At 63.5% G+C, this 19,235-nt stretch carries 18 protein-coding genes; 7 read left to right on the top strand and 11 right to left on the bottom strand.

Annotated elements, in window-relative coordinates:
- Window positions 1–23: 23 nt before the first annotated feature.
- A complete protein-coding gene (locus NKI96_RS07755) occupies window positions 24–764 on the bottom strand; it encodes an ATP-binding cassette domain-containing protein (protein WP_023696206.1) in 741 nt (246 codons plus the stop codon).
- 466 nt (window positions 765–1,230) lie between these two features.
- Here NKI96_RS07755 and NKI96_RS07750 point away from each other — a divergent pair, with 466 nt between their 5' ends.
- Complete coding sequence (locus tag NKI96_RS07750) at window positions 1,231–2,220, top strand: sugar-binding protein (RefSeq protein ID WP_352803622.1); 990 nt, start codon at window positions 1,231–1,233, stop codon at window positions 2,218–2,220.
- 179 nt (window positions 2,221–2,399) lie between these two features.
- On the top strand, window positions 2,400–3,182 hold the full coding sequence (locus NKI96_RS07745) for a FadR/GntR family transcriptional regulator (RefSeq protein ID WP_023729411.1): 783 nt from the start codon (window positions 2,400–2,402) through the stop codon (window positions 3,180–3,182).
- A gap of 19 nt (window positions 3,183–3,201) precedes the next feature.
- On the opposite strand, the gene NKI96_RS07740 is transcribed toward NKI96_RS07745, so the two are convergent.
- Window positions 3,202–4,140 (bottom strand): NAD(P)-dependent oxidoreductase, encoded by a 939-nt coding sequence (locus tag NKI96_RS07740; protein ID WP_023690788.1) that lies wholly within the window; start codon window positions 4,138–4,140, stop codon window positions 3,202–3,204.
- A 117-nt stretch (window positions 4,141–4,257) separates the two neighbouring features.
- On the opposite strand from NKI96_RS07740, the gene NKI96_RS07735 reads away from it, so the two are divergent.
- Both NKI96_RS07735 and NKI96_RS07730 read left to right on the top strand, forming a co-directional pair.
- Window positions 4,258–5,148, top strand: coding sequence for an NAD-dependent epimerase/dehydratase family protein (locus tag NKI96_RS07735; RefSeq protein WP_352803620.1), 891 nt, complete (start codon window positions 4,258–4,260; stop codon window positions 5,146–5,148).
- Window positions 5,149–5,255: 107 nt separating this feature from the next.
- Window positions 5,256–6,032 carry a FadR/GntR family transcriptional regulator gene (locus NKI96_RS07730; protein ID WP_023687956.1) on the top strand — a complete coding sequence of 259 codons (777 nt, stop codon included), beginning with the start codon at window positions 5,256–5,258 and terminating at the stop codon, window positions 6,030–6,032.
- A 148-nt stretch (window positions 6,033–6,180) separates the two neighbouring features.
- Here the strand turns inward: NKI96_RS07730 and NKI96_RS07725 are convergent, their stop codons facing one another.
- The 5 genes from NKI96_RS07725 to NKI96_RS07705 form a co-directional block, all read right to left on the bottom strand.
- Window positions 6,181–7,287 carry a Gfo/Idh/MocA family protein gene (locus NKI96_RS07725; RefSeq protein WP_352803618.1) on the bottom strand — a complete coding sequence of 369 codons (1,107 nt, stop codon included), beginning with the start codon at window positions 7,285–7,287 and terminating at the stop codon, window positions 6,181–6,183.
- Window positions 7,288–7,319: 32 nt separating this feature from the next.
- The gene (locus tag NKI96_RS07720; protein WP_023712088.1) at window positions 7,320–8,156 is read right to left on the bottom strand and encodes an ATP-binding cassette domain-containing protein; all 837 of its coding nucleotides are present in this window, start codon (window positions 8,154–8,156) and stop codon (window positions 7,320–7,322) included.
- Window positions 8,153–9,268, bottom strand: coding sequence for an ABC transporter permease (locus NKI96_RS07715; RefSeq protein ID WP_352803791.1), 1,116 nt, complete (start codon window positions 9,266–9,268; stop codon window positions 8,153–8,155). Before NKI96_RS07715 ends, NKI96_RS07720 begins: the two co-directional genes overlap by 4 nt.
- A 157-nt stretch (window positions 9,269–9,425) precedes the next feature.
- Entirely contained in the window at window positions 9,426–10,394 is a 969-nt protein-coding gene (locus tag NKI96_RS07710; protein WP_352803615.1) for a rhizopine catabolism ABC transporter substrate-binding protein, read from the bottom strand.
- A gap of 63 nt (window positions 10,395–10,457) precedes the next feature.
- Window positions 10,458–11,369, bottom strand: a complete 912-nt coding sequence (locus tag NKI96_RS07705; RefSeq protein WP_352803612.1) for a polysaccharide deacetylase family protein — start codon at window positions 11,367–11,369, stop codon at window positions 10,458–10,460.
- 360 nt (window positions 11,370–11,729) lie between these two features.
- Here NKI96_RS07705 and NKI96_RS07700 point away from each other — a divergent pair, with 360 nt between their 5' ends.
- A complete protein-coding gene (locus NKI96_RS07700) occupies window positions 11,730–12,974 on the top strand; it encodes a DegT/DnrJ/EryC1/StrS family aminotransferase (RefSeq protein ID WP_023690794.1) in 1,245 nt (414 codons plus the stop codon).
- 19 nt (window positions 12,975–12,993) lie between these two features.
- On the opposite strand, the gene mocR is transcribed toward NKI96_RS07700, so the two are convergent.
- The 4 genes from mocR to NKI96_RS07680 all read right to left on the bottom strand — a co-directional run bounded on the left by mocR (window position 12,994) and on the right by NKI96_RS07680 (window position 16,298).
- Window positions 12,994–14,460, bottom strand: coding sequence for a rhizopine catabolism transcriptional regulator MocR (gene mocR, locus NKI96_RS07695; protein WP_352803609.1), 1,467 nt, complete (start codon window positions 14,458–14,460; stop codon window positions 12,994–12,996).
- Between the two features lies 1 nt (window position 14,461).
- The gene (locus tag NKI96_RS07690; protein ID WP_023673063.1) at window positions 14,462–14,668 is read right to left on the bottom strand and encodes a LacI family DNA-binding transcriptional regulator; all 207 of its coding nucleotides are present in this window, start codon (window positions 14,666–14,668) and stop codon (window positions 14,462–14,464) included.
- 214 nt (window positions 14,669–14,882) lie between these two features.
- Window positions 14,883–15,794: a myo-inosose-2 dehydratase gene (iolE, locus tag NKI96_RS07685; protein WP_023699662.1), complete on the bottom strand. Its 912-nt coding sequence runs from the start codon at window positions 15,792–15,794 to the stop codon at window positions 14,883–14,885.
- A 216-nt stretch (window positions 15,795–16,010) separates the two neighbouring features.
- A complete protein-coding gene (locus tag NKI96_RS07680) occupies window positions 16,011–16,298 on the bottom strand; it encodes a DUF3175 domain-containing protein (protein WP_352803606.1) in 288 nt (95 codons plus the stop codon).
- Window positions 16,299–16,529: 231 nt separating this feature from the next.
- Between NKI96_RS07680 and NKI96_RS07675 the strand changes: the two genes are divergently transcribed.
- Window positions 16,530–17,702, top strand: coding sequence for an MFS transporter (locus tag NKI96_RS07675; RefSeq protein WP_050588883.1), 1,173 nt, complete (start codon window positions 16,530–16,532; stop codon window positions 17,700–17,702).
- 155 nt (window positions 17,703–17,857) lie between these two features.
- Window positions 17,858–18,886, top strand: coding sequence for an HTH-type transcriptional regulator GntR (gene gntR, locus NKI96_RS07670; protein WP_023746968.1), 1,029 nt, complete (start codon window positions 17,858–17,860; stop codon window positions 18,884–18,886).
- Window positions 18,887–19,235: the final 349 nt, after the last annotated feature.

The raw sequence follows: 19,235 nt of genomic DNA, 5'->3' as shown, positions 1-19,235 counted from the left end.
GTGCGTGGTGAAATTCGCTGAGATCAAACCTGTTCGATGGCGCCGGTGATCAGCCCGGTGACTTCCTCGGGCGAACTTGACGCAATCGTCTTGTCGGCGACCTTGCGGCCGCGCCGCATGACGATGACGCGGTCGGCGACGGTGAACACGTCAGGCATGCGGTGGCTGATCAGCACCACTGCGATACCCTGGTCGCGCAAATGGCGGATCAGGTTCAGCACTTCGGCGACCTGGCGCACCGAGATCGCGGCCGTCGGTTCGTCCATCAACACGATCTTGGCCTGCGACAGCATGGTGCGCGCGATCGCTACCGCCTGACGCTGGCCGCCCGACATCTGCTTGACCAGGTCGCGCGGACGGGTCTCGGACTTCAACTCGGCGAAGAGCTGGCCGGCGCGCTTGTACATGGCGGCATAGTCGAGGATGCGTAAAGGGCCGACGCCGCGGCGCAATTCACGGCCGAGATAGACATTGGCGGCAGCGGTCAGATTGTTGCACAGCGCCAGGTCCTGGTGGACGATCTCGATGCCGTGCTGGCGAGCTTCCGCCGGCTTGTGCAGGATCAACTCCTTGCCGTCCATGCGCATGACGCCATGGCTGGGGCGGAAATTGCCGGCGATCATCTTGACCAGCGTCGACTTGCCGGCGCCGTTGTCGCCCATCAGGCCGACCACCTGTCCGGGCTCGATCGACAGCGATACGTCGTTGACCGCCTGGATGGCGCCGAAATGCCTCGAGATATTGGTGAGTTCGAGAACCGCCACCAGTCTTTGCCTCCCCGTGTTTTGCGACCCGCTGCTGTTCCCGGCGTGAATGCCGGCGCTGCTTTGGCCCCGCTCTCCCCATCTCCTCCCGGAAACAGCGTCAGCGTTCTTTTACGCAAAAGCCGGCGCTCGTCAATCAATTGTCGGACGAATTGAAGCCTTGGTTATCCAAAAATCCGTTTTGTAGGACAAATAGCATTGACGTTGGCCGCAAGCCGATATTAGCTAAGCGTCGGAGGAGATTATGCCGATGCCGCTGGCGGTTAGCCGGGCGGAATCGGCGGAGGTTTATCGGTCGAGGTTGCGGCGCCACCCTTGTGTTGAGCCGGGCCAATGCCGCATCTGGAAATGCTTATCGATCTGTCTTGGCGACACGAGTGCTCGTGAAACGAACCTCGGTCATTAAGCATCCGGTCGATCTGTGTGGCGGGCACGCCGTGTCCGTCTGTTTCAAGGGAGGACTGACATGAGGAAAACACTTTTGCTCGCCGCCGTCGCCGCCATGGCGCTGGGCGCCGGGCCGGCTTTGGCCAAGAAACAGCTCGTCATCGTGGTGAAGGGTCTCGACAATCCATTCTTTGAAGCCATCCACCAGGGCTGCGAGAAATGGAACAAGGAAAATGCCAGCTCGGAATATGAATGCTTCTACACCGGCCCGGCATCGACCTCCGACGAGGCCGGCGAAGCGCAGATCGTCCAGGACATGCTGAGCAAGGCCGACACGGTGGCAATGGCGATTTCGCCATCCAACGCGCCGCTGATCGCTCAGACGATCAAGACCGCCAATCCGACGATCCCGATCATGACGCTCGACGCCGATCTCAGCAAGGAAGATGCCGCGCTGCGCAATACCTATCTCGGCACCGACAACTATTTGATGGGTCACAAGATCGGCGAGTACATCAAGAAGGGCAAGCCGAACGGCGGCACGATCTGTACCATCGAAGGCAATCCCGCGGCCGACAACATCCTGCGCCGCGCGCAGGGCATGCGTGACGCGCTGTCGGGCAAGGAAGGCCTGGCGGCACTTGCCGGCGAAGGCGGCTGGACCGAAGTCGCCGGTTGCCCGGTGTTCACCAATGACGACGGCGCCAAGGGCGTGCAGGCGATGACCGACATCCTCGCCGCCAATCCCAAGCTCGACGCCTTCGGCATCATGGGCGGCTGGCCGCTGTTTGGCGCACCGCAGCCCTATCGCGACCTGTTCGGGCCGCTCAAGGACCGCATCGCCAGCAACGACTTCGTCATCGGCGCCGCCGATACGATCGGCGATGAAGTGGCGATCGCCCGTGACGGCCTTGTAACTGCTCTGGTTGGTCAGCGGCCGTTCGAAATGGGCTACAAGGCACCGTCGGTGATGATCGATCTGGTCGAAGGCAAGGCCGTCGCCGATCCGGTGTTCACCGGCCTCGACGAATGCACCAAGGACACGGTCGACACCTGCATCCAGAAGTAGGTTCTCGATTTCGGGGCGCCCTTTGACGGGCGCCCCGTCTCTTCCCGGACGGACGCAACGGTTGGGGCAGCAGGCTCCGGCTTTGACGCGTCTGTAGTTTGGATTTTCGGCAACGAGATCGGCGCGCCGTGCAGGTTCGGACCAGTCCGGACGCAGACGGCCGACGCATTGGAACGTGAATGCCGGACGAGAAATCAAAGAAGCGAACCGAGCGGGCCAAGGCACAAGCCAGCCGCGGTCCGGCTGTCATGCGCAGAGCCGGTGCCGCGCATTTTCCGGGAGCGAGCGTCCATGTCTCGCTGGCCGGCGAGATCGGCCTCAGAATCGTGCGCGGCGATTATCCGCCCGGCACCATTCTGCCCAACGAGGCCAAATGGGCCGAGATCTTCGATGTCAGTCGTTCGGCGGTGCGCGAAGCCATCAAGATGCTGATGGCCAAAAGCCTGCTGGCTTCACGGCCCAAGATCGGCAGCTGGGTCGAGCCCAGGGAACGCTGGAACCTGCTCGACCGCGATGTGCTGGCCTGGTACGCGACCGGGCCGGACCGGGAAGCCTTCCTGCGCACGGTGCAGGAGTTCCGTCACATCATCGAGCCGGAAGCGTCGGCCTTTGCCGCTACGCGGCGCAACGACGAGCAGATGGACGAGATCAGCCAGGCCTGTCGTGAGATGGGCGAGGCTTTGAACCTGCAGGAGCGTATCCGCGCCGATACGCGTTTTCACCTCGCCATACTGCGCGCCTCGGGCAACGATCTGCTGGTGCCGCTTGGCGTTCTGATCGAGTCGGCGCTCGATCATCTCTTTGTCTTCGTCACACGCGAGACCAGCGATCAGCGGCGGGCGCAGGCGCTGCATGAGGCGATCGAGAAGAACATCCGCCTGCAGCGTCCTGCGGCCGCCCGCAATGCGGTGCACAGACTGCTCGCCAACACCGACGATGTTATCGGCCGGTCGAGGCGCTGACACAGGCTTTTCGCCGCCTTCAAATCGTCTGCTTCTTGCCGTCCTTGCTGGGCATCAGGTCGACGCCGTTGACCTTGCCGACATATGTCGCCAGCATCGGCACGAATTGCTCGGCCGGGCCAGTGGCATGGGCACCGGCGAAGGAGTTCTTGGTGGCGTTGCCGAGCGGGTTGGCGATGCCGGCCGCACCCGCCATCGATTCCAGATAGGTCAGGTCCTTGAAGGCGTTGGCGATGGTGAATTTATGCGCGTCGCGGTCGCCCTCCAGCGTCCAGCGCATGAAGGTCTGGTAGAAGCCGCAATCCATGCGGCCGTTGCGGATGACGCTGTCGAAACGCGGTGGCGAGATGCCGACCTTTTCGGCCAGCGCCAGCGCCTCGGAATAGATCGCGGCATAGCCCAGCGAGATGAAGTTGTTGAGCAGCTTCATGCGGTGGCCGTCACCTGTATCGCCAATATGGACGATGCGGCCGGCCCAGGTTTCGATGACCGGCTTCACACGGGCAAACAGCGCGTCGGGCGCGCCGACCATGGCGTCGAGCGTGCCTTCCCAGGCTTCCTTCGGCGTGCGGCTGAGCGGTGCATCGACGAAGTCGACGCCGATCTCCTTCAGTTCCGCCGCCAGCGCCACGGTCGAGACCGGATCGGCGGTCGAGCAATCGACGACAACCGAGCCTCTTTTCAGACCCTCCTTGAGGCCGCCGGGGCCACGGATGATGGCTTCGACCTCGCGCGAGCCGGTGACGCAGATGAAGACGATATCGGATGCCGCTGCCACCTCACGCGAGGTGGCCACTTCCTTCGCACCGCGGCCAGCCAAGTCTTCCGCCGGCTTGCGGTTCTTGCGGCCGAGGAAGGTCAGGCCATAGCCCTTGTCCACGATGTTCTTGGCAATGCCGTGCCCCATCAGGCCAAGGCCGATAAAGCCGATCTTTTCGCTCGCGGCGGTCGTGGTCATGTCTTGAAGTCCTGTTGCGATGATTGATAGTGGGCGCCGCCGTCTGGCGGGCGAGGGTGGTTGCGGAATGCCATATTGTCTGACAATACACGGAAATCCTAGGCATTGGAGACGAAAATGACGAAGCGGATCATGTTCACCGGCGGCAGCGGCAAGGCCGGTCGCCATGTCGTGCAATATCTGATCGAACAGGGCTGCCAGGTGCTCAACATCGACACCAGGCCGCTCGACAATCCCAAGGTACGCACGCTGATCACCGACATCACCGACAGCGGCCAGGTGTTCAACGCGCTGTCGAGCTATATGGGCCTGCATGAATTCGATCCGTCGCTGCGCCCGCAGCCGGTCGATGCCGTGGTGCACTTCGCCGCCATACCGCGCATCATGATCACGACCGACAATGAGGTGTTCCGCATCAATGCGATGGGCACCTACAACGTCATCGAGGCGGCGGTGAAGCTTGGCATCCCCAAGGTGGTGATCGCGTCCAGCGAGACCACCTACGGCGTGGTGTTCGCCAACGAACCGCGCGACCCCAAATATTTTCCCCTCGATGAAGAATACGACGTCGATCCGATGGACAGCTATGCTCTGTCCAAGGTCGTCAACGAGCACACGGCGCGCGCCTTTGCGCAGCGCAACGGCACCGATATCTATGCCTTGCGCATCGGCAACGTCATCGAGCCGCACGAATATTCGCTGTTTCCGAAGTGGTTTGCCGATCCGGGCTTTCGCAAGCGCATCGCCTGGAGCTATGTCGACGCGCGCGATCTCGGCCAGATCGCGCTGCGCGCCGTTGAAACGGACGGGCTCGGCTTCCAGGTGTTCAACGCCGCCAATGACGACACCTCGTCCGACCTGCCGACAGCGGAACTGTTGAAGCGGTTTTATCCCGACGTGCCGGTCAAGACGCAGCTCGGCGAATATGAAACGCTGCTCTCCAACCGCAAGGCCAGGGACATGCTCGGCTTCCGTCCCGAGCACAGCTGGCGCAAATACGTCAAATAGGACGGCCGGGGGCAAGGTTGCGACCTGATCTGTGCACAGCCGCAGGCTTTGCCGTCAACGTCCCGTCCTTTGCTTGACAGCTTTCGAAATCCGGACTTTGTGGACGCATGAGGGACGGAAAGCCGAATAAGGGAAAGAAGCCTGAAAAGGCGGCATCCGGCGAGCGCCCGGCGACCCTTCGCCGGGCTGACGCCACCCGGATGCCCGGCACCAGCGTGCATGCCTCGCTGGCCAGCGAAATCGGGCTTCGGATCGTGCGCGGCGACTATCCGCCAGGCACCATCCTGCCCAATGAAGCCAAATGGTCCGAAACCTTCAACGTCAGTCGCTCTGCGGTGCGCGAAGCGATCAAGATGCTGATGGCCAAAAGCCTTTTGGCATCGCGCCCCAAGATCGGCAGTTGGGTGGAGCCCAGGGAGCGCTGGAACCTGCTCGATCGCGATGTGCTCGCCTGGTACGCGACCGCGCCCGACCGTGAGGTGTTCCTGAAGACGGTGCAGGAATTCCGCCACATCATCGAGCCGGAAGCGACTGCCTTCGCAGCCATGCGACGCACCGAGGAGCAGATGGCCGAGATCAGCCAGGCCTGCCGCGAGATGGGCGAGGCGTCGAGCCTGCAGGAGCGCACGCGCGCCGACACACGTTTCCATCTGGCCATCCTGCGTGCCTCCGGCAATGACCTGCTGGTGCCGCTCGGCGTGCTGATCGAATCCGCCTTCGATCATCTGTTCACCTATACGACGCGCGAACTCGACGATCTGCAGCATGCACAGCAACTGCACGAGGCGATCGAGAAGGCCATCCGCCTGCAGCGGCCGGAGGCGGCCCGCAACGCGGTGCGCAAGCTGCTCGCCAATACAGACGGCGTCATCAACACCCGGTAGGATGTGCTGAAATTCAGGTGAGGCGGGCCTGCAAACGCCGGCTTTCTGCGCTTCCGGTGCTCACGTACTTAAGTACGCTCCGCTCCGGTTCTCGAACCCAATGTTTTCGGCGCGGCCTGACCTGAATCTCAACACATCCTGCGAGCGCTCAGCCGGCCTGCGAAGTGGCCAAATGCTGCCTGGTCAGCGCGATCAGCAGCGCCTGGTCGCGCGCGGCGTGCTCGGGGCGGTTGACCACCTCGTCGCCATTGACGATCGCACCCCAGAAGCCGCGCAGTTCCTCGACGAAGGCTTCGCCGTAGCCGGCGCGTAGATCCTTCCTCGACAGTGTGTGGCCGTCCGAGGTCTTCACAGTCAGCCGGGTCGGGTGATGGTTGAGCCAGGGCGAGGGGAATTCGAGCTCGAGGCTGGCAGCGTCGAAGAAGAGCGTGATGCGTTCCTTGTAGTCGGCGAGCTTCGGCACGGTGAGATGCGTCATCGTCCACAGCGCCTGGCCGTCGAGCAGTTTTACCGCGCCCTGGCCGCCATCGCCATTGGCGAAGATCTGCGCGCCGACAACCTCGCCCTCCGGCACGCCGAGTGCGTCGAGCAGTCCGTGCACGGCATTCACATCGTGAATCAAGGCGGAGCTGTAAGCGCCGATAAATCCACGGAAAGCCAGATCGTTCAAAGGCTGGCCGATGGCGCGTTCGACCTGTTGTTTCTGCTTGCTTTGAGCGGCGGCAATCAGGTCCTTGGGAATATCGTTGCCGCGGATATAGCGCTGGTGGGCGATGAACGGCCAGGCGTCGGGATCGTTGACCTCGACCGAGACGGACCGCAGCGTCTTTGCCGTGCCGGGCAGCGAGGCCAGCGCCAGCCGGTAGCTCGGATCGAAGCGCTTCATATAGCCGACCTGCATGACCTTGCCGGCCTTGTTGCGCGCGGCGACGATCTCGGCGATTTCCGCCGGGGAATAGCAGAGCGGCTTTTCGCAGAAGACATGCAGGCCGCGCCCCAGTGCGGCCAGCACCTGCTCGTGATGCAGCGGGTCGGGCGAGCCGATCACGACGGCGTCGAGCTTATGGTCGAACAGTTGCTCCGGCGTTTCGAAATTGGCGATGCCGTGAATTTCGCTGACATATTCCCGCGAAATCCTTGACGGGTCGGCGACGCCGACCAGTTCGAACAGGTCGCCGAGCCGCAACAGATTCGGAATATGCTCGACCTGCGAGATCATGCCGGCGCCGATAACGCCAACCCGTATCCTGCTCATGCTGCTAAAACTCTCTGCAAAGTGTTCCAGGCTCAGGGTGCGGCGGCCGGCCGATTGCCGATCTGAGCCAACAGCCCGGCAATCTCAGCTTCCACCGCCTTCAGATCCTCGCCGCCCGACATGATGGAAATCACCTCGTCGCGCGAGATCTCGGACTTTGCGTATGTGCCGCGATTGCGGCCGCGGTTGAGCAGCGTGAAAGTGTCACCGACAGGGTAGGCGTGGTGGATGTTGTGGCTGATGAAGATCACCGCCAGCCCGCGCATGCGCGCCTCGATGATGAATTTCAGCACCATGGCCGCCTGATGCACGCCGAGCGCCGAGGTCGGCTCGTCAAGGATCAGCACCTTTGCGCCGAAGTGGACTGCGCGCGCGATTGCCACCGATTGGCGCTCGCCGCCCGACAGCGTGCCGACTGCCTGTGTCGGGTCGCGCACGTCGATGCCGATATCGGCCATCGCCTGGCGGGCAATTGTGTTGGCGCGCTCCTTGTCGAAGCGCGAGAAGGGCAGGCGGCTTCTGGTCGGCTCGCGGCCGAGGAAGAAGTTGCGCGTGATCGACATCAGCGAGATCATGCCGAGGTCCTGGAAGACCGTCGCGACGCCGAGGTCCTGCGCGTCGCGCGGGCTGCGGAACGTGACGGGCTTGCCGTCGACGAAAATCTCGCCCTTGGTCGGCCGGTGCACGCCCGACAGAACCTTGATCAGCGTCGACTTGCCGGCGCCGTTGTCGCCCAGCAAACAGTGCACCTCGCCGGGATAGACCTTGATGTCGATATCTTGGAGCGCGCGTACCGAGCCGAAATTGACCGACACACCACGCAATTCCATGGCTGGCTGGATGGCCGGGGACGGGTTTGGGTAGGTCATTTGCCGCCTCCGCGTCCGAGCGCCTTGAGGCGGATGTAGTTGTTGACCAGCACGGCCATCAAAATGACGATGCCGAGGAAGACCTTGAACCAGTCGGTGTCGATGCCGGTGTAGAAGATGCCCATCTGCACCAGGCCGAAGATCAGCGCGCCGAACAGCACGCCATAGACGGTGCCATAGCCGCCGGTGAGCAGCACGCCGCCGATGACCGCGGCGATAATTGCCTCGAATTCCTTGAGCAGGCCGCGCGTGGTGTCGGCGGAGCCGGCCTCCATCACCTGGATGGTGGCAAGCAAGGTCGCGGCACAGGCGGTGTAGATGAAGAGTGCGATCTTAACCCGGTCGACCGGCACGCCGACATTGCGGGCGGCATTGAGGTCGCCGCCGGTGGCGAATATCCAGTTGCCGTATTTGGTCTGGGTCAAGACATAGCCGGCAAGCGCTGTCAGGCCGAGCCACCAGACGATCGACATCGGAATGCCGACGACGAAGGGAATGCCGTCGGTGCGGGTGGCGATCCAGCCTTGAGTGCCCATCCATTGGAAGAAGCCGGTCAGGAGATGGCCGTTGAACAGGCTCGCGGTTGCCGGGTCCGGCGCGCCGTCGAGGATGTAGGGGATCTGCGTGCGGCCGGTGACGGCGCGGGTGATGCCGATCGACAGGCCGCGCAGGATGTAGAGCGACGCCAGCGTCACGATGAAGGACGGCAGGCGGGTCTTCACAACGATCAGGCCGTTGACGTAGCCGGTGAGGATGGCGACAGCGAAGGCGCAGGCGATGCCGCCCCACAGCGGCAGGTCCCAATATTTCACCGTCAGTCCGATGACGACGCCGGCGAAGCCGACCATCGAGCCGACGGAGAGATCGAACTCGCCGGCGATGATGAGAAGGGCTGCGGCCGTGGCGATGATGCCGAGTTCGGCCGCCAGCGTCAGGAAGGTCATCGACCCCTGCAGCGAATAGAGGTTCGACGCACCCGGCAGCAGGGCGAAGATGATGATGGTGGCGATGAGGCCGCCGGCGGCACCGGCTTCGGGCCGGCGCAGCCATTGAGTCAGCCGGCCGGTGCTGGCCAGCCGCTCGTCAGCACCGGCCGCCCGTTTCGACATCATGCCGAAACGGTCCTTGCCCAGTACCCCGGGGGCCGGCGCTTCTGGAGGTATCGCCTTGTCTTCCACAACAGCCATTAGGCTCCCCAATCGCTCACTTCGCAATCTCGACCAGAGACGGGGAGCGCATGGCGGCTCCCCGATCCGTTTTGGTCTTGCCTTAGCGGATGCCGTCCTTGGCGAGCGCCAGGATCGCCTTGGCCTTGTCGGGCGAGTCGATGAAGAGCGGGCCGGTGTAGGCGTTGTTCTGCGGCCAGAAGCCATGTGTGGCATGCTCGACCAGATAGATCACCGGCAGGTATCCCATCAGATATTGCTGGGCGTCCATGCCGAAGCCCATTTCGCCGGCGACGACGGAATCCAGGACTTCGGGGCTGATGTCGAAGGTGTAGAGCTTGATCTTGCCGAACAATTCCTTCTGCCGGAAGAACGGGATCAGCGGATTGGCGGCGGTGGCGCCGAGCGCAAACACCGCCTGGGTGTCGGGATGCGCCGACAGATAGGCCTCGGTGCGGCGCTGGATGTCGGCCGGATCGGGCGACACGGTAAGCACCTCGGTGCCGCCGCCTGACGGCTTCAGCCCGTCATTCAACCCCTGGCAGCGCTGGTCGAGGCTGACATTGCCGACCTCGTGGTTGATGCAGACGACTTTGAGCGTGCCTTCCTTGGCCAGCCGCTGGCCGGCCTTCTTGCCGGAATCATATTCGGAGACGGTGCCGACATAGAGAGAGGTGCCGAGTTCGGCGCCTTCCTTCTCGCCGGAATCCAGCACGACCATCGGAATGTTGGCGGCAAGTCCGGCCTTGACCGATTTGCCGAGCGCATTGGCGTCGGCAATGGAGACGGCGATGCCGTCGGGATTGGTGGCGATGGCCGCGTCGAGCAGGCGGGCCTGCTCGACCACGTCGAACACTTGCGGCGCATAATATTCGACCTTGGCGCCGGTGAGCGCCGCCGCATCGTCGACGCCGCGCTTGACCACCGACCAGTAGGGATCGGAGGCCGAGCCATGCACCACGAAGGTGATGCGGACATCCTTCGGGTCCTTCAGGCCCGCGGCTTGCACGACACCCGCCAGCATACTCATCGAGACAAGCGCGCCGAGCGCCAGTTTCAGAACAGTCTTCATGTCATTCTCCCATTGTCGTTGCAGTTCCAATTCCCTCTTTGCGCCTCGGCCGACCGGATCGGCTTACGGTGCTGCCCGGGTGGCCGCTTTGCGGGCCTTTGCCGGTGTCGATGCCCCGAGCCGTGCACGAAGCTCCTCGCGCAGCGGCTTCATGCCGATGATGTCGATGTCCTGCACGCCGAGCCAGTCGCGAAAACCCTGGTCCCGGAAGAGTTCATATTCCTCGGTGCGGACATAGGCGGAGCGCGGCTCGATCAGTTCGAGCTCGCCCGGCGCGTTGAAGTGCAGGCAAAAGAAGGTCAGGCCTTCGCGCACCCCTTCGACCAATGCCTTGTAGGCGGGCTCTATCGGCTTGGAGCGTGGACGGCCCCAGGTCGTCTGAATGGCGGCGTCGAAGATGACAAAGCCCTTAGCGCGGGCTTCAGTGACGCCGCGCTGGAACGCCGCTTCGGTGACGCCGACGAGATTGTCATTGGGCGAATAGGCCGACAGCGTTTTGGTCAACAGCACCGGCAGCCGATATTCCAGGCCGAGCTTGATGTAGACGTCGCAAAACTCGGGCGACAGCGCTGCCCCCATATGGGCGTCAAGATGAGTGACGTCGATGCCGGCGCGGTAGGCGGTGTCGATCTGCGCGCGAAGCTCGGTTTCCACCGCTTGCGGTGCTGCCTTGCGGCGGGTGGTCGCGACATCGGGCCAGAAATAGCCGAACTCGTCCGTCAGGCCGGCCGCGCGCGACGGCGACGTCAGCGGCCGCCATTTGTAGTGCTGCTTTTCGCTGTTCAGCGTCAGGTGGACGCCGAGATCGAGCCGGGGATCGGCGGCTGCCGCTTCGGCCATCTCAGGGAACCATGGACACGGCACCATCACGGCGCCGGAGCTGCAGGCGCCCAGTGCGGTCAGTTCGAGGAAGGCGCTGTTGGCGCCATGGCACATGCCGACATCGTCTTCGTGCAGGACGAGCTGTCGCGTCATGGACGGCCACCGTTTTGCCGGCCACCATCTTGCCGGCCACCATCTTGCCGGCAGGCCGGTTTCGAGGGTCTTCCAAAGTGTGTCCCGTGCTGCATGGAACCGACCGTTTGCCCAACTGGACGCGATGGAACGCCCAACGCGGGCTTTCCGACAGGGCCACTTCAGCGAATTCGGATGGGTACGATTTTTCCGCGGGCCTGCATTCTGGAATTTCGATTTCATCCGATATGCCCACAGTCGGCGCTAAACGCCGCTCCGACGTGAGCAGGATGGCTTGGTCCGATCGCAGCGGAGTGGTTCTTTCAAACAGCGGCCGCAGGCGTACTGCTTTCACACCATCAAGCGATGTGGAGACTTGCCATGTACACCGCCGGCGAAGAAGAGATCGAAGCCATTGCCAGGGTGATCCGCTCGGGCGCGCTGTTTCGCTATGGCGAGAACAGCGAGTGCAACCGCTTCGAGGCGCGCTATGCAAGGCATCTCGGCGTCGAGCATTTCGCGCTTGCCGCCAGCGGCACCTATGGGCTCGCCGCCGGCCTGATCGGCCTCGGCATCGGCCCGGGCGATGAGGTGCTGGTGCCGGCGCACACCTATATGGCGACCGCCACAGCAGTGCTGTCGGTCGGCGCCATTCCGGTCATTGTCGACGTCGACGAGAGCCTGACCATCGACCCGGCCGCTCTGCGCGACGCCGTCGGCCCGCGCACCAAGGCGGTCATCCCGGTACATATGTGGGGTGCGGCCTGCAACATGAACGCCATCATGGACATCGCTAAAAAACGCGGTCTGCTCGTGCTGGAAGATGTCTGCCAGGGCATTGGCGGCGGCTATGAGGGCAAGAAGCTCGGCTCCATCGGCCATGCCGGCGCCTACTCCTTCAACTACTTCAAGAACATGACGTCGGGCGAGGGCGGCGGCATCGCCACCAGCGATCCGAAAGTGGCGGAGCGGGCGCGCTGCGCCATCGACCCCTGCCACTTCTACTGGCAGGGCCGCAGCGACAGCATCAAGCCGTTCGCCGGCATCGGCGCGCGCGCCTCGGAATTAATGGGCGCGATGCTCAATGTCCAACTCGACCGTCTGGACGGCATCATCGAGGCGATGCGGGCGGAGAAGAAGAAGGTGCTGGCCGGCACGCGCCATCTCGGCAATCTCGGCCTGACGCCGTCGCCGATGAACAGCCCCAACGACGATTGCGCGGCACAGGTAATGTATCTGCTGCCCAGCGAACAGGCGGCGCAGACTTTTTCGAAGACCATTCCGAGCGTCATTGCCGGCAAGACCGGCCGCCACAATTTCACCCAGTGGGACCAGGTGCTGATGCATGAGGGCGCGCATCATCCGGCGCTCAATCCGTACACGCTGCCGGAAAACAAGGGCCTGCGGCTGACCTATGCCGACGACCTCGGCAAGGGTTCTCTCGACATCCTCAACCGCACGGTGATGATCGCGATGAATCCGGCGCATGGCGACGCCGACATCGACGACATGATCCATAACATCGATGCGGCGGCCCGTGTGGCGCTGGAGAATGCCTCGCTGGACGATGTCGAGGTGCGCAACGCAGCACCGGTGGACCTGCAGAAATTCGACAGCGTGAATTGAAGAGCCGCGTTGGACCGGCTTATTGCCGGTCCAGCCGCATAAAGGCGGCGCGCAGCGCCAGCACTGCGCGCAGGATCTGGCGTTCGTCCATCGCGGCATAGCCGAGCAGCAGGCCGTGTTCCGGCTCGCTCGAATGGTAGTTGATCGAGATGCCCTGCACGTCGAGGCCCTCCTTGACGGCAGCGGCGACGACTTCACTGTCCTTGTAGGGTCGGATAAAACTGGCCAGCAGCTGCATGCCGGAATCGTTCTCGGTCACAGTCAGCCATTCGGCCAGATGCTCCTGGCACAGTTTTACGAAATTGGCCTGCCGGCGCGCATAGAGCCGGCGCATACGCTTCAGATGCGTGGCGAAATAGCCTTGCGTGATGAAGTCGTTGACCGTCGCCTGCAGGATCAGCGGCGCGAACTGGCCGGTGATCGAGACGGCGCGGTCGAAGGGGACCGACAGTTCGCGCGGCACGATGAGATAGCCGATGCGGAGCGCCGGGATCAGCGTCTTGCCGAAGGAGCCGATATAGACGACCCGGTCGGCGTGATCGAGGCCGCGCAGCGCCGGCACCGGCCGGCCGCGATAACGATATTCGCCGTCATAATCGTCCTCGACGATCCAGGCGCCGTGGCGTTCCGCGATGTCAAGCAGCTGCAGTCGTTCCTCGATGCGCATGATGGTGCCGAACGGCCACTGGCAGGATGGCGTCACATAGATCAGGCGCGGCGGCGGCAGCTCTGGGTCTGCGAGATGCCATCCAAGGCGATCGACCTTCAAGGGCGCAAGCTGCGCGCCGCTGGCGAGAAAGGCGCTCTTGGCGCCGAGATAGCCGGGCTCCTCCATCCAGACATGGTCGCCTTCGTCCATCAGCACGCGCGAAGCGAGGTCGAGTGCTGCCTGCGCGCCGGTGACGATGATGACCTGGTCGGCGGTGCAATTGATGCCGCGCGACAGGCTTATGGTCGAGGCGATGGCCTGGCGCAGGCCGGGATGGCCGGCAAAGGAGATATAGCCGAGCAAATTCTCATCCCGGCTGCGCGCATTGCGCACCAGAAGGCTCGACCAGATGGTGAAGGGAAAGGATGCCGATTCCGGCACGCCCGGATGGAAGTTGATGACGCCGGCATTGCGTGGCGGCTGCGGGCCGTTGACGATGGTCTGACCGCGCCGCGAGAGTTTTTGCGGGGCGGCGAGGCCGGCGCGCAGCGCGGCCGGCGGGCGTTTCTGCTGGATCGGCGCCACCCAGGTGCCGGACCCGGCGCGCGCCTCTATAAACCCTTCGGCGAGCAGCTGGTCGTAGGCGGCGATCACCGTGTTGCGGCCGACCTTGAGATCCTCGGCCAGCGAGCGTGTCGAAGGAAGCAGCGTGTTCTGCTGGATCTGGCCGTCGAGGATGAAGCGCCGCAGGGCGCCGTAGATCTGCCGGTGCATCGGTTCGTCCGAGCCGCGGTCGACCGACATGATGTCGAGGGAAAGGCGCATATGGTCGGCCAAGCTAGTCTCCGACCAACCTGGCGGCGCGGGCGATCTTCTCTTCGTTAAGCAGGCAGACAGTCTCCAGCACCAGCCGTCTGGTTTCGGGACGGACCTCGCGGCTGTTCTTCAGCGCGCGGTGAACGGTTGCCGCGCCGAGTTCCGCCTTCTCGGCGATCTCACGGATGGTGCAAAGCCGTTCCATGCCGAGTGCCGCCTCGAATGCCATGTCGCTCCTCCATCTGCATCAAGGCATGCCTCGTCCCCAGCCTCAAGCTGGAAACGCCGGGCCGGCAACTCGGGGGCAAAAATTTCGATGCCAAGAACTGTGCGATCCGCGCCGCCAAGGGAGGGCGGCGGCGCGGATCGCCGGGCGCTTTCGCGTCGCTACCCCTACCGAGGCGCGCGCCCAACCGGCCCAACCACCAGCCCCCCGGCGGTGGTCAGGCCATGTCTCGTATTGCCACGTCGAACCCGGCCGCGCAGGCCGTTTTGAGAAGCGAAGCGTAACCTTTCGTGGCATAGGTCAAGGGGTGTGCCTTGGCCGGATCCTGCTCGGCCTCGACGACGATCCAGCCTTCGAATCCATGGCTGGCCAGAGGCTGCAGCAGCGACAGGAAATCGACGGAGCCATCGCCGGGCACGGTGAAGATTCCTTCCATCACTGCCGCCATGAAACTCATGTCCTCGCGCCGTGCCTTCTCCAGCACGGCCGCGCGGACGTCCTTGCAATGGAAATGCACGATGCGGTCGAGATGCCGGTTCAGGAGGGAGGCCGGGTCGCCGCCTGAGAACAGACAATGGCCGGTATCGAACAGCAGGCCGACGCTCTTGCCGGTTGCGGCCATCAGCCTGTCGACCTCGTCATCGCTCTCGACGATCGTGCCCATATGGTGATGGAAAGCCATGCCGACGCCGAAGGCAGCCATGCGGTCGGCGAGTTCGGTCAGCTTCTCGCCATAGGCGGTCCATTCGCCGTCAGCGAGGCGCGGACGCTGTGAGATCGGCGCGAAAATGCCGTCATGACGGCCGCGCGAGGTGTCGGCATAGACGACGACCTTGGCGCCGAGGTCGCGCAGCAGGGTCAGATGCGAGGTGATGGCGGCGAATTCCTCGTCGACCGTGCGGTCCAGAATGCGGCCGTCATACCAGCCGGAGACGAGCTCCAGTCCGTAAGAAGACAGGATCGGTCCAAGCTCGTCGCTTCGCCTGGGGAATTTGCCGCCGAGTTCGGTGCCGCGATAGCCGGCCTGCCTGGTTTCCGACAGGCATGTCGCGAGCGGCGTATCGCCGCCGAGTGCGGGAACATCGTCATTGCTCCAGGTGATGGGATTGATGCCGATCTTGACCGTCATGCCGCTACTTCAAAGGGCTCGGGGAAACACAAAGCCGAGGCCGGCAAACTGAGGGGAAAGAGGACCTGTCACTAGGTCCAGTTGAGGTGAATTTGGCAGAGCCAATCGGGAGCGCTAAAGCGCGTCCCGTTTGAACGGACTAAGTCGACGCGCTTTATGTCTTCGTTTTATGCATGTCGTTGTCTCAAAACCGGCGCCACTTTTGAGCGACATGCATTAATCCTGCTGCGGCCTTCCGAAGGCCGCGCGCAGTTCGTCCTTGGCGTCCTCGAGCACTTTCCGGCGCGCCTGCGGCAGGTTCTTGCCGGCGCGGTTGATGTAGAAATTCAGCATCGACATGGCCGACTGAAACGGCTCGGCCTTGCGGCGGTCGCTGTGCTCGGCCGAGCGCTTGAGCGAGGCCGCGATCTTCCTGGCGTCGTCGGCTTCGAAGATGTGGTCCTCGAGGTCCATCGCATCGCTGTACTCGGTCACCTCGGCCGACCATTTCTTTTTCGCGGTCATGACAAACTCCTTCCTGTCGCAAAAACTCGGGCAGGCCGCCGCCGGTTCCCGAGAAAGTCGCCGGGCCGCTGGAGCCACCGATCATGGCCCTGTGGCGCTGCCCGTCGCGGTGAATGCGCCGATAGTGGCGACACAACGGTCGACTTCCCAGGACCGTAGACAGGAAACGCCTTGACCCCGATCGTCGCCAATCAGGCGGATAGCCCCGGCATCGACAGCAGCTACGCCTGGATGCGGCTTGCCATCTCCATGCTGCTGGCGACGATCGGTGCGGTCGGCATGTGGGCCGTCGTCGTCGTGCTGCCGGCCGTGCAGGCCGAGTTCGGCGTTGACCGCGCCGCGGCATCGATGCCCTACACCGCAACCATGGTCGGCTTCGCCGCCGGCAATGTGCTGGTTGGCCGCGCGGTCGATCGCATGGGGTATTGGATCCCGGCACTGCTATCCTCGGTGGCTCTCGCCGCCGGCCTGCTGCTCGCCGCGCTGTCGACCTCTATCCTGCAATTCACCCTTGCCCAGGGCGTGCTGATTGGTGTCGGCACATCGGTGATCTTCGGGCCGCTGATCGCCGACATCTCGCACTGGTTCAACCGTCGGCGCGGCGTCGCCGTCACGGCGGCGGCTGCTGGCAACTATCTCGCCGGAGCGCTCTGGCCAACCATCATGCCGACGCTGATCAAGGCGGAGGGCTGGCGCTTCACCTATGCCGGCATCGGTGTCTTCTGCCTGGTCACCATGGTGCCACTGGTGCTGTTGTTGCGGCGCGCTGCTCCGGCGGCGGCTGCCGCCGGTTCACCCGGAAGCCGGACAGTGCAGTCGATTTCGCTGTCTCCGGCGGCGTTGCAGGTGCTGCTGATCGTTGCCGGTCTCGGCTGCTGCGTGGCGATGTCGATGCCGCAGGTGCACATCGTCGCCTATTGCATGGATCTTGGCTACGGCATTGCGCATGGCGCCGACATGCTGTCGATCATGATGGCGGCGGGCGTCGTCAGCCGGCTCGCCTCCGGCTTTGTCGCCGACCGCATCGGCGGCGTGAAAACCCTGCTTATCGGTTCCGTGCTGCAATGCCTGTCGCTTTTGTTTTACATCCCGTTCGACGGGCTTGCCTCGCTCTATGTCGTGTCGCTGGTGTTCGGCCTGTCGCAAGGCGGCATCGTGCCTTGCTATGCCATCATCGTGCGCGAATACCTGCCCGCCAGGGAGGCCGGCCAGCGTATCGGCATCGTCATGATGGCGACCATCTTCGGCATGGCGATCGGTGGCTGGATGTCGGGCTGGATCTACGACCTGACCGGCTCCTACGCCGCCGCGTTCCTCAACGGGATCGCGTGGAACTTGCTGAACATAGTGGCGATCGGGCTGCTGCTGTGGAAAGCAAAACGCAGTGCTGCCCTGATGGCTTAGGAAGGCAGGATTGCCCTGTTGCTTGACAAGGGCGATTGGCTGCGCGACGCCAGCAGGCGAGTGGGTGCGGCAGCAGCCGGCATGGTGGCAGTGGAAAAGCTGAACATGGTTTCGCAAGGGCGCAGCGGCCGGGGCCCGGCACGTGGAGGATGTCCATGACCAAGCCGCGCTCGCGTCGCGGCGGCGGCCGCCCGACCCTATCAGATGTGGCGCGCAAGGCCGGCGTCGGCGCCATCACCGTGTCGCGGGCGCTGCGCGAACCGGAACGCGTCAGCCAGGATCTGCGGCGCCAGATCCAGGCCGCCGTCGACGAACTCGGTTATGTCCCGGATCCCAATGCACGGGCGCTGGCCTCGGCGCGCGCCGATGTGTTCGGCGTGCTGGTGCCGTCGCTGACCAACAACGTCTTCGCCGAAGTGGTGCGCGGCATCTATGACAGCCTGTCCGACGGCCCGTTCCGCGTCCAGCTCGGCAACACCCATTATTCCGGCCTCGAGGAGGAGCGCCTGCTGCAGGTGTTCGCACCGCAGCGCCCGGCGGCGCTGATCGTGGCCGGCATCGACCAGACGCCGACCTCGCGAAAACTGCTGGAGAGCGCGGGCTGCCCGGTGGTGCAGGTGATGGAGACCGGGTCCGATCCGGTCGACATGCTGGTCGGCTTCTCGCATTTCGACGGCGGCCGCACCGCGACCGAGCATCTGATCGAGGCCGGCTACCGGCGGATCGGCTTCATCGGCGCACGCATGGACCCGCGCTCGCAGCGGCGGCTTGCCGGCTATCGCGCGGCAATGGAGAAGGCCGGCCTGTTCGACCCGCGGCTGGTCACCACCACGCCGCTACTGTCCAGCGTGACGCTCGGCCGCGAGCTGCTTCGCGATGCGTTGGCCAAGATGCCGGCGCTCGACGGCGTCTTCTGCAACAATGACGACATCGCGCTCGGCGTTTTGTTCGAATGCCATAGCGCCGCGCTCAACGTGCCGAAAACAATCGGCATTGTCGGCTTCAACGACCTCGAAATGATGCAGGCGGCGTTCCCGCCGCTCACCAGTATCCGCACCCCTCGCTATGAAATCGGCCGTCGGTCTGTCGCCATGGCGCTGGCGGCGATCGCAGGACGAAGGCCTGAGCAGCGGGTCGTCGATCTCGGTTTCGAACTCAAGCCCCGCGAGAGCACCGCACGCTGAACACGCTTTGGCTGCCTCAACAAATGGTGCTTTACACAACGTCATGGTAGCGCTACCATTTTCGTCGGGCAGACGTTTTGATGAAAGGCCGCCCCTGTTTATTATACATAAGCAACAGCTCATGCTTGTTTATTATGTATAATATGCTAGTTTCGTTTCTCGCCTGTGAAGCGGCGAGGGGGGAGGGGATCGGGCCGGCTTCGGGCCCTTGAGACGTGGCGCCGGCCAGGCTGGAGGGCCTTCGGCAGGCGTGGAAAACACACCACGACAAACAGCATCAAATTAACACGACAAACAGCATCAAATTAATAAGCAGCAGCAAATAAAACTACAACTGGGAGGAATATCG

Origin of the sequence: Mesorhizobium sp. M0292 (assembly GCF_040321695.1) — a bacterium.
Lineage (GTDB): Bacteria > Pseudomonadota > Alphaproteobacteria > Rhizobiales > Rhizobiaceae > Mesorhizobium.
Note: the sequence above shows the minus strand (reverse complement) of the source record. Positions and strands in the feature narration are given on the sequence as shown.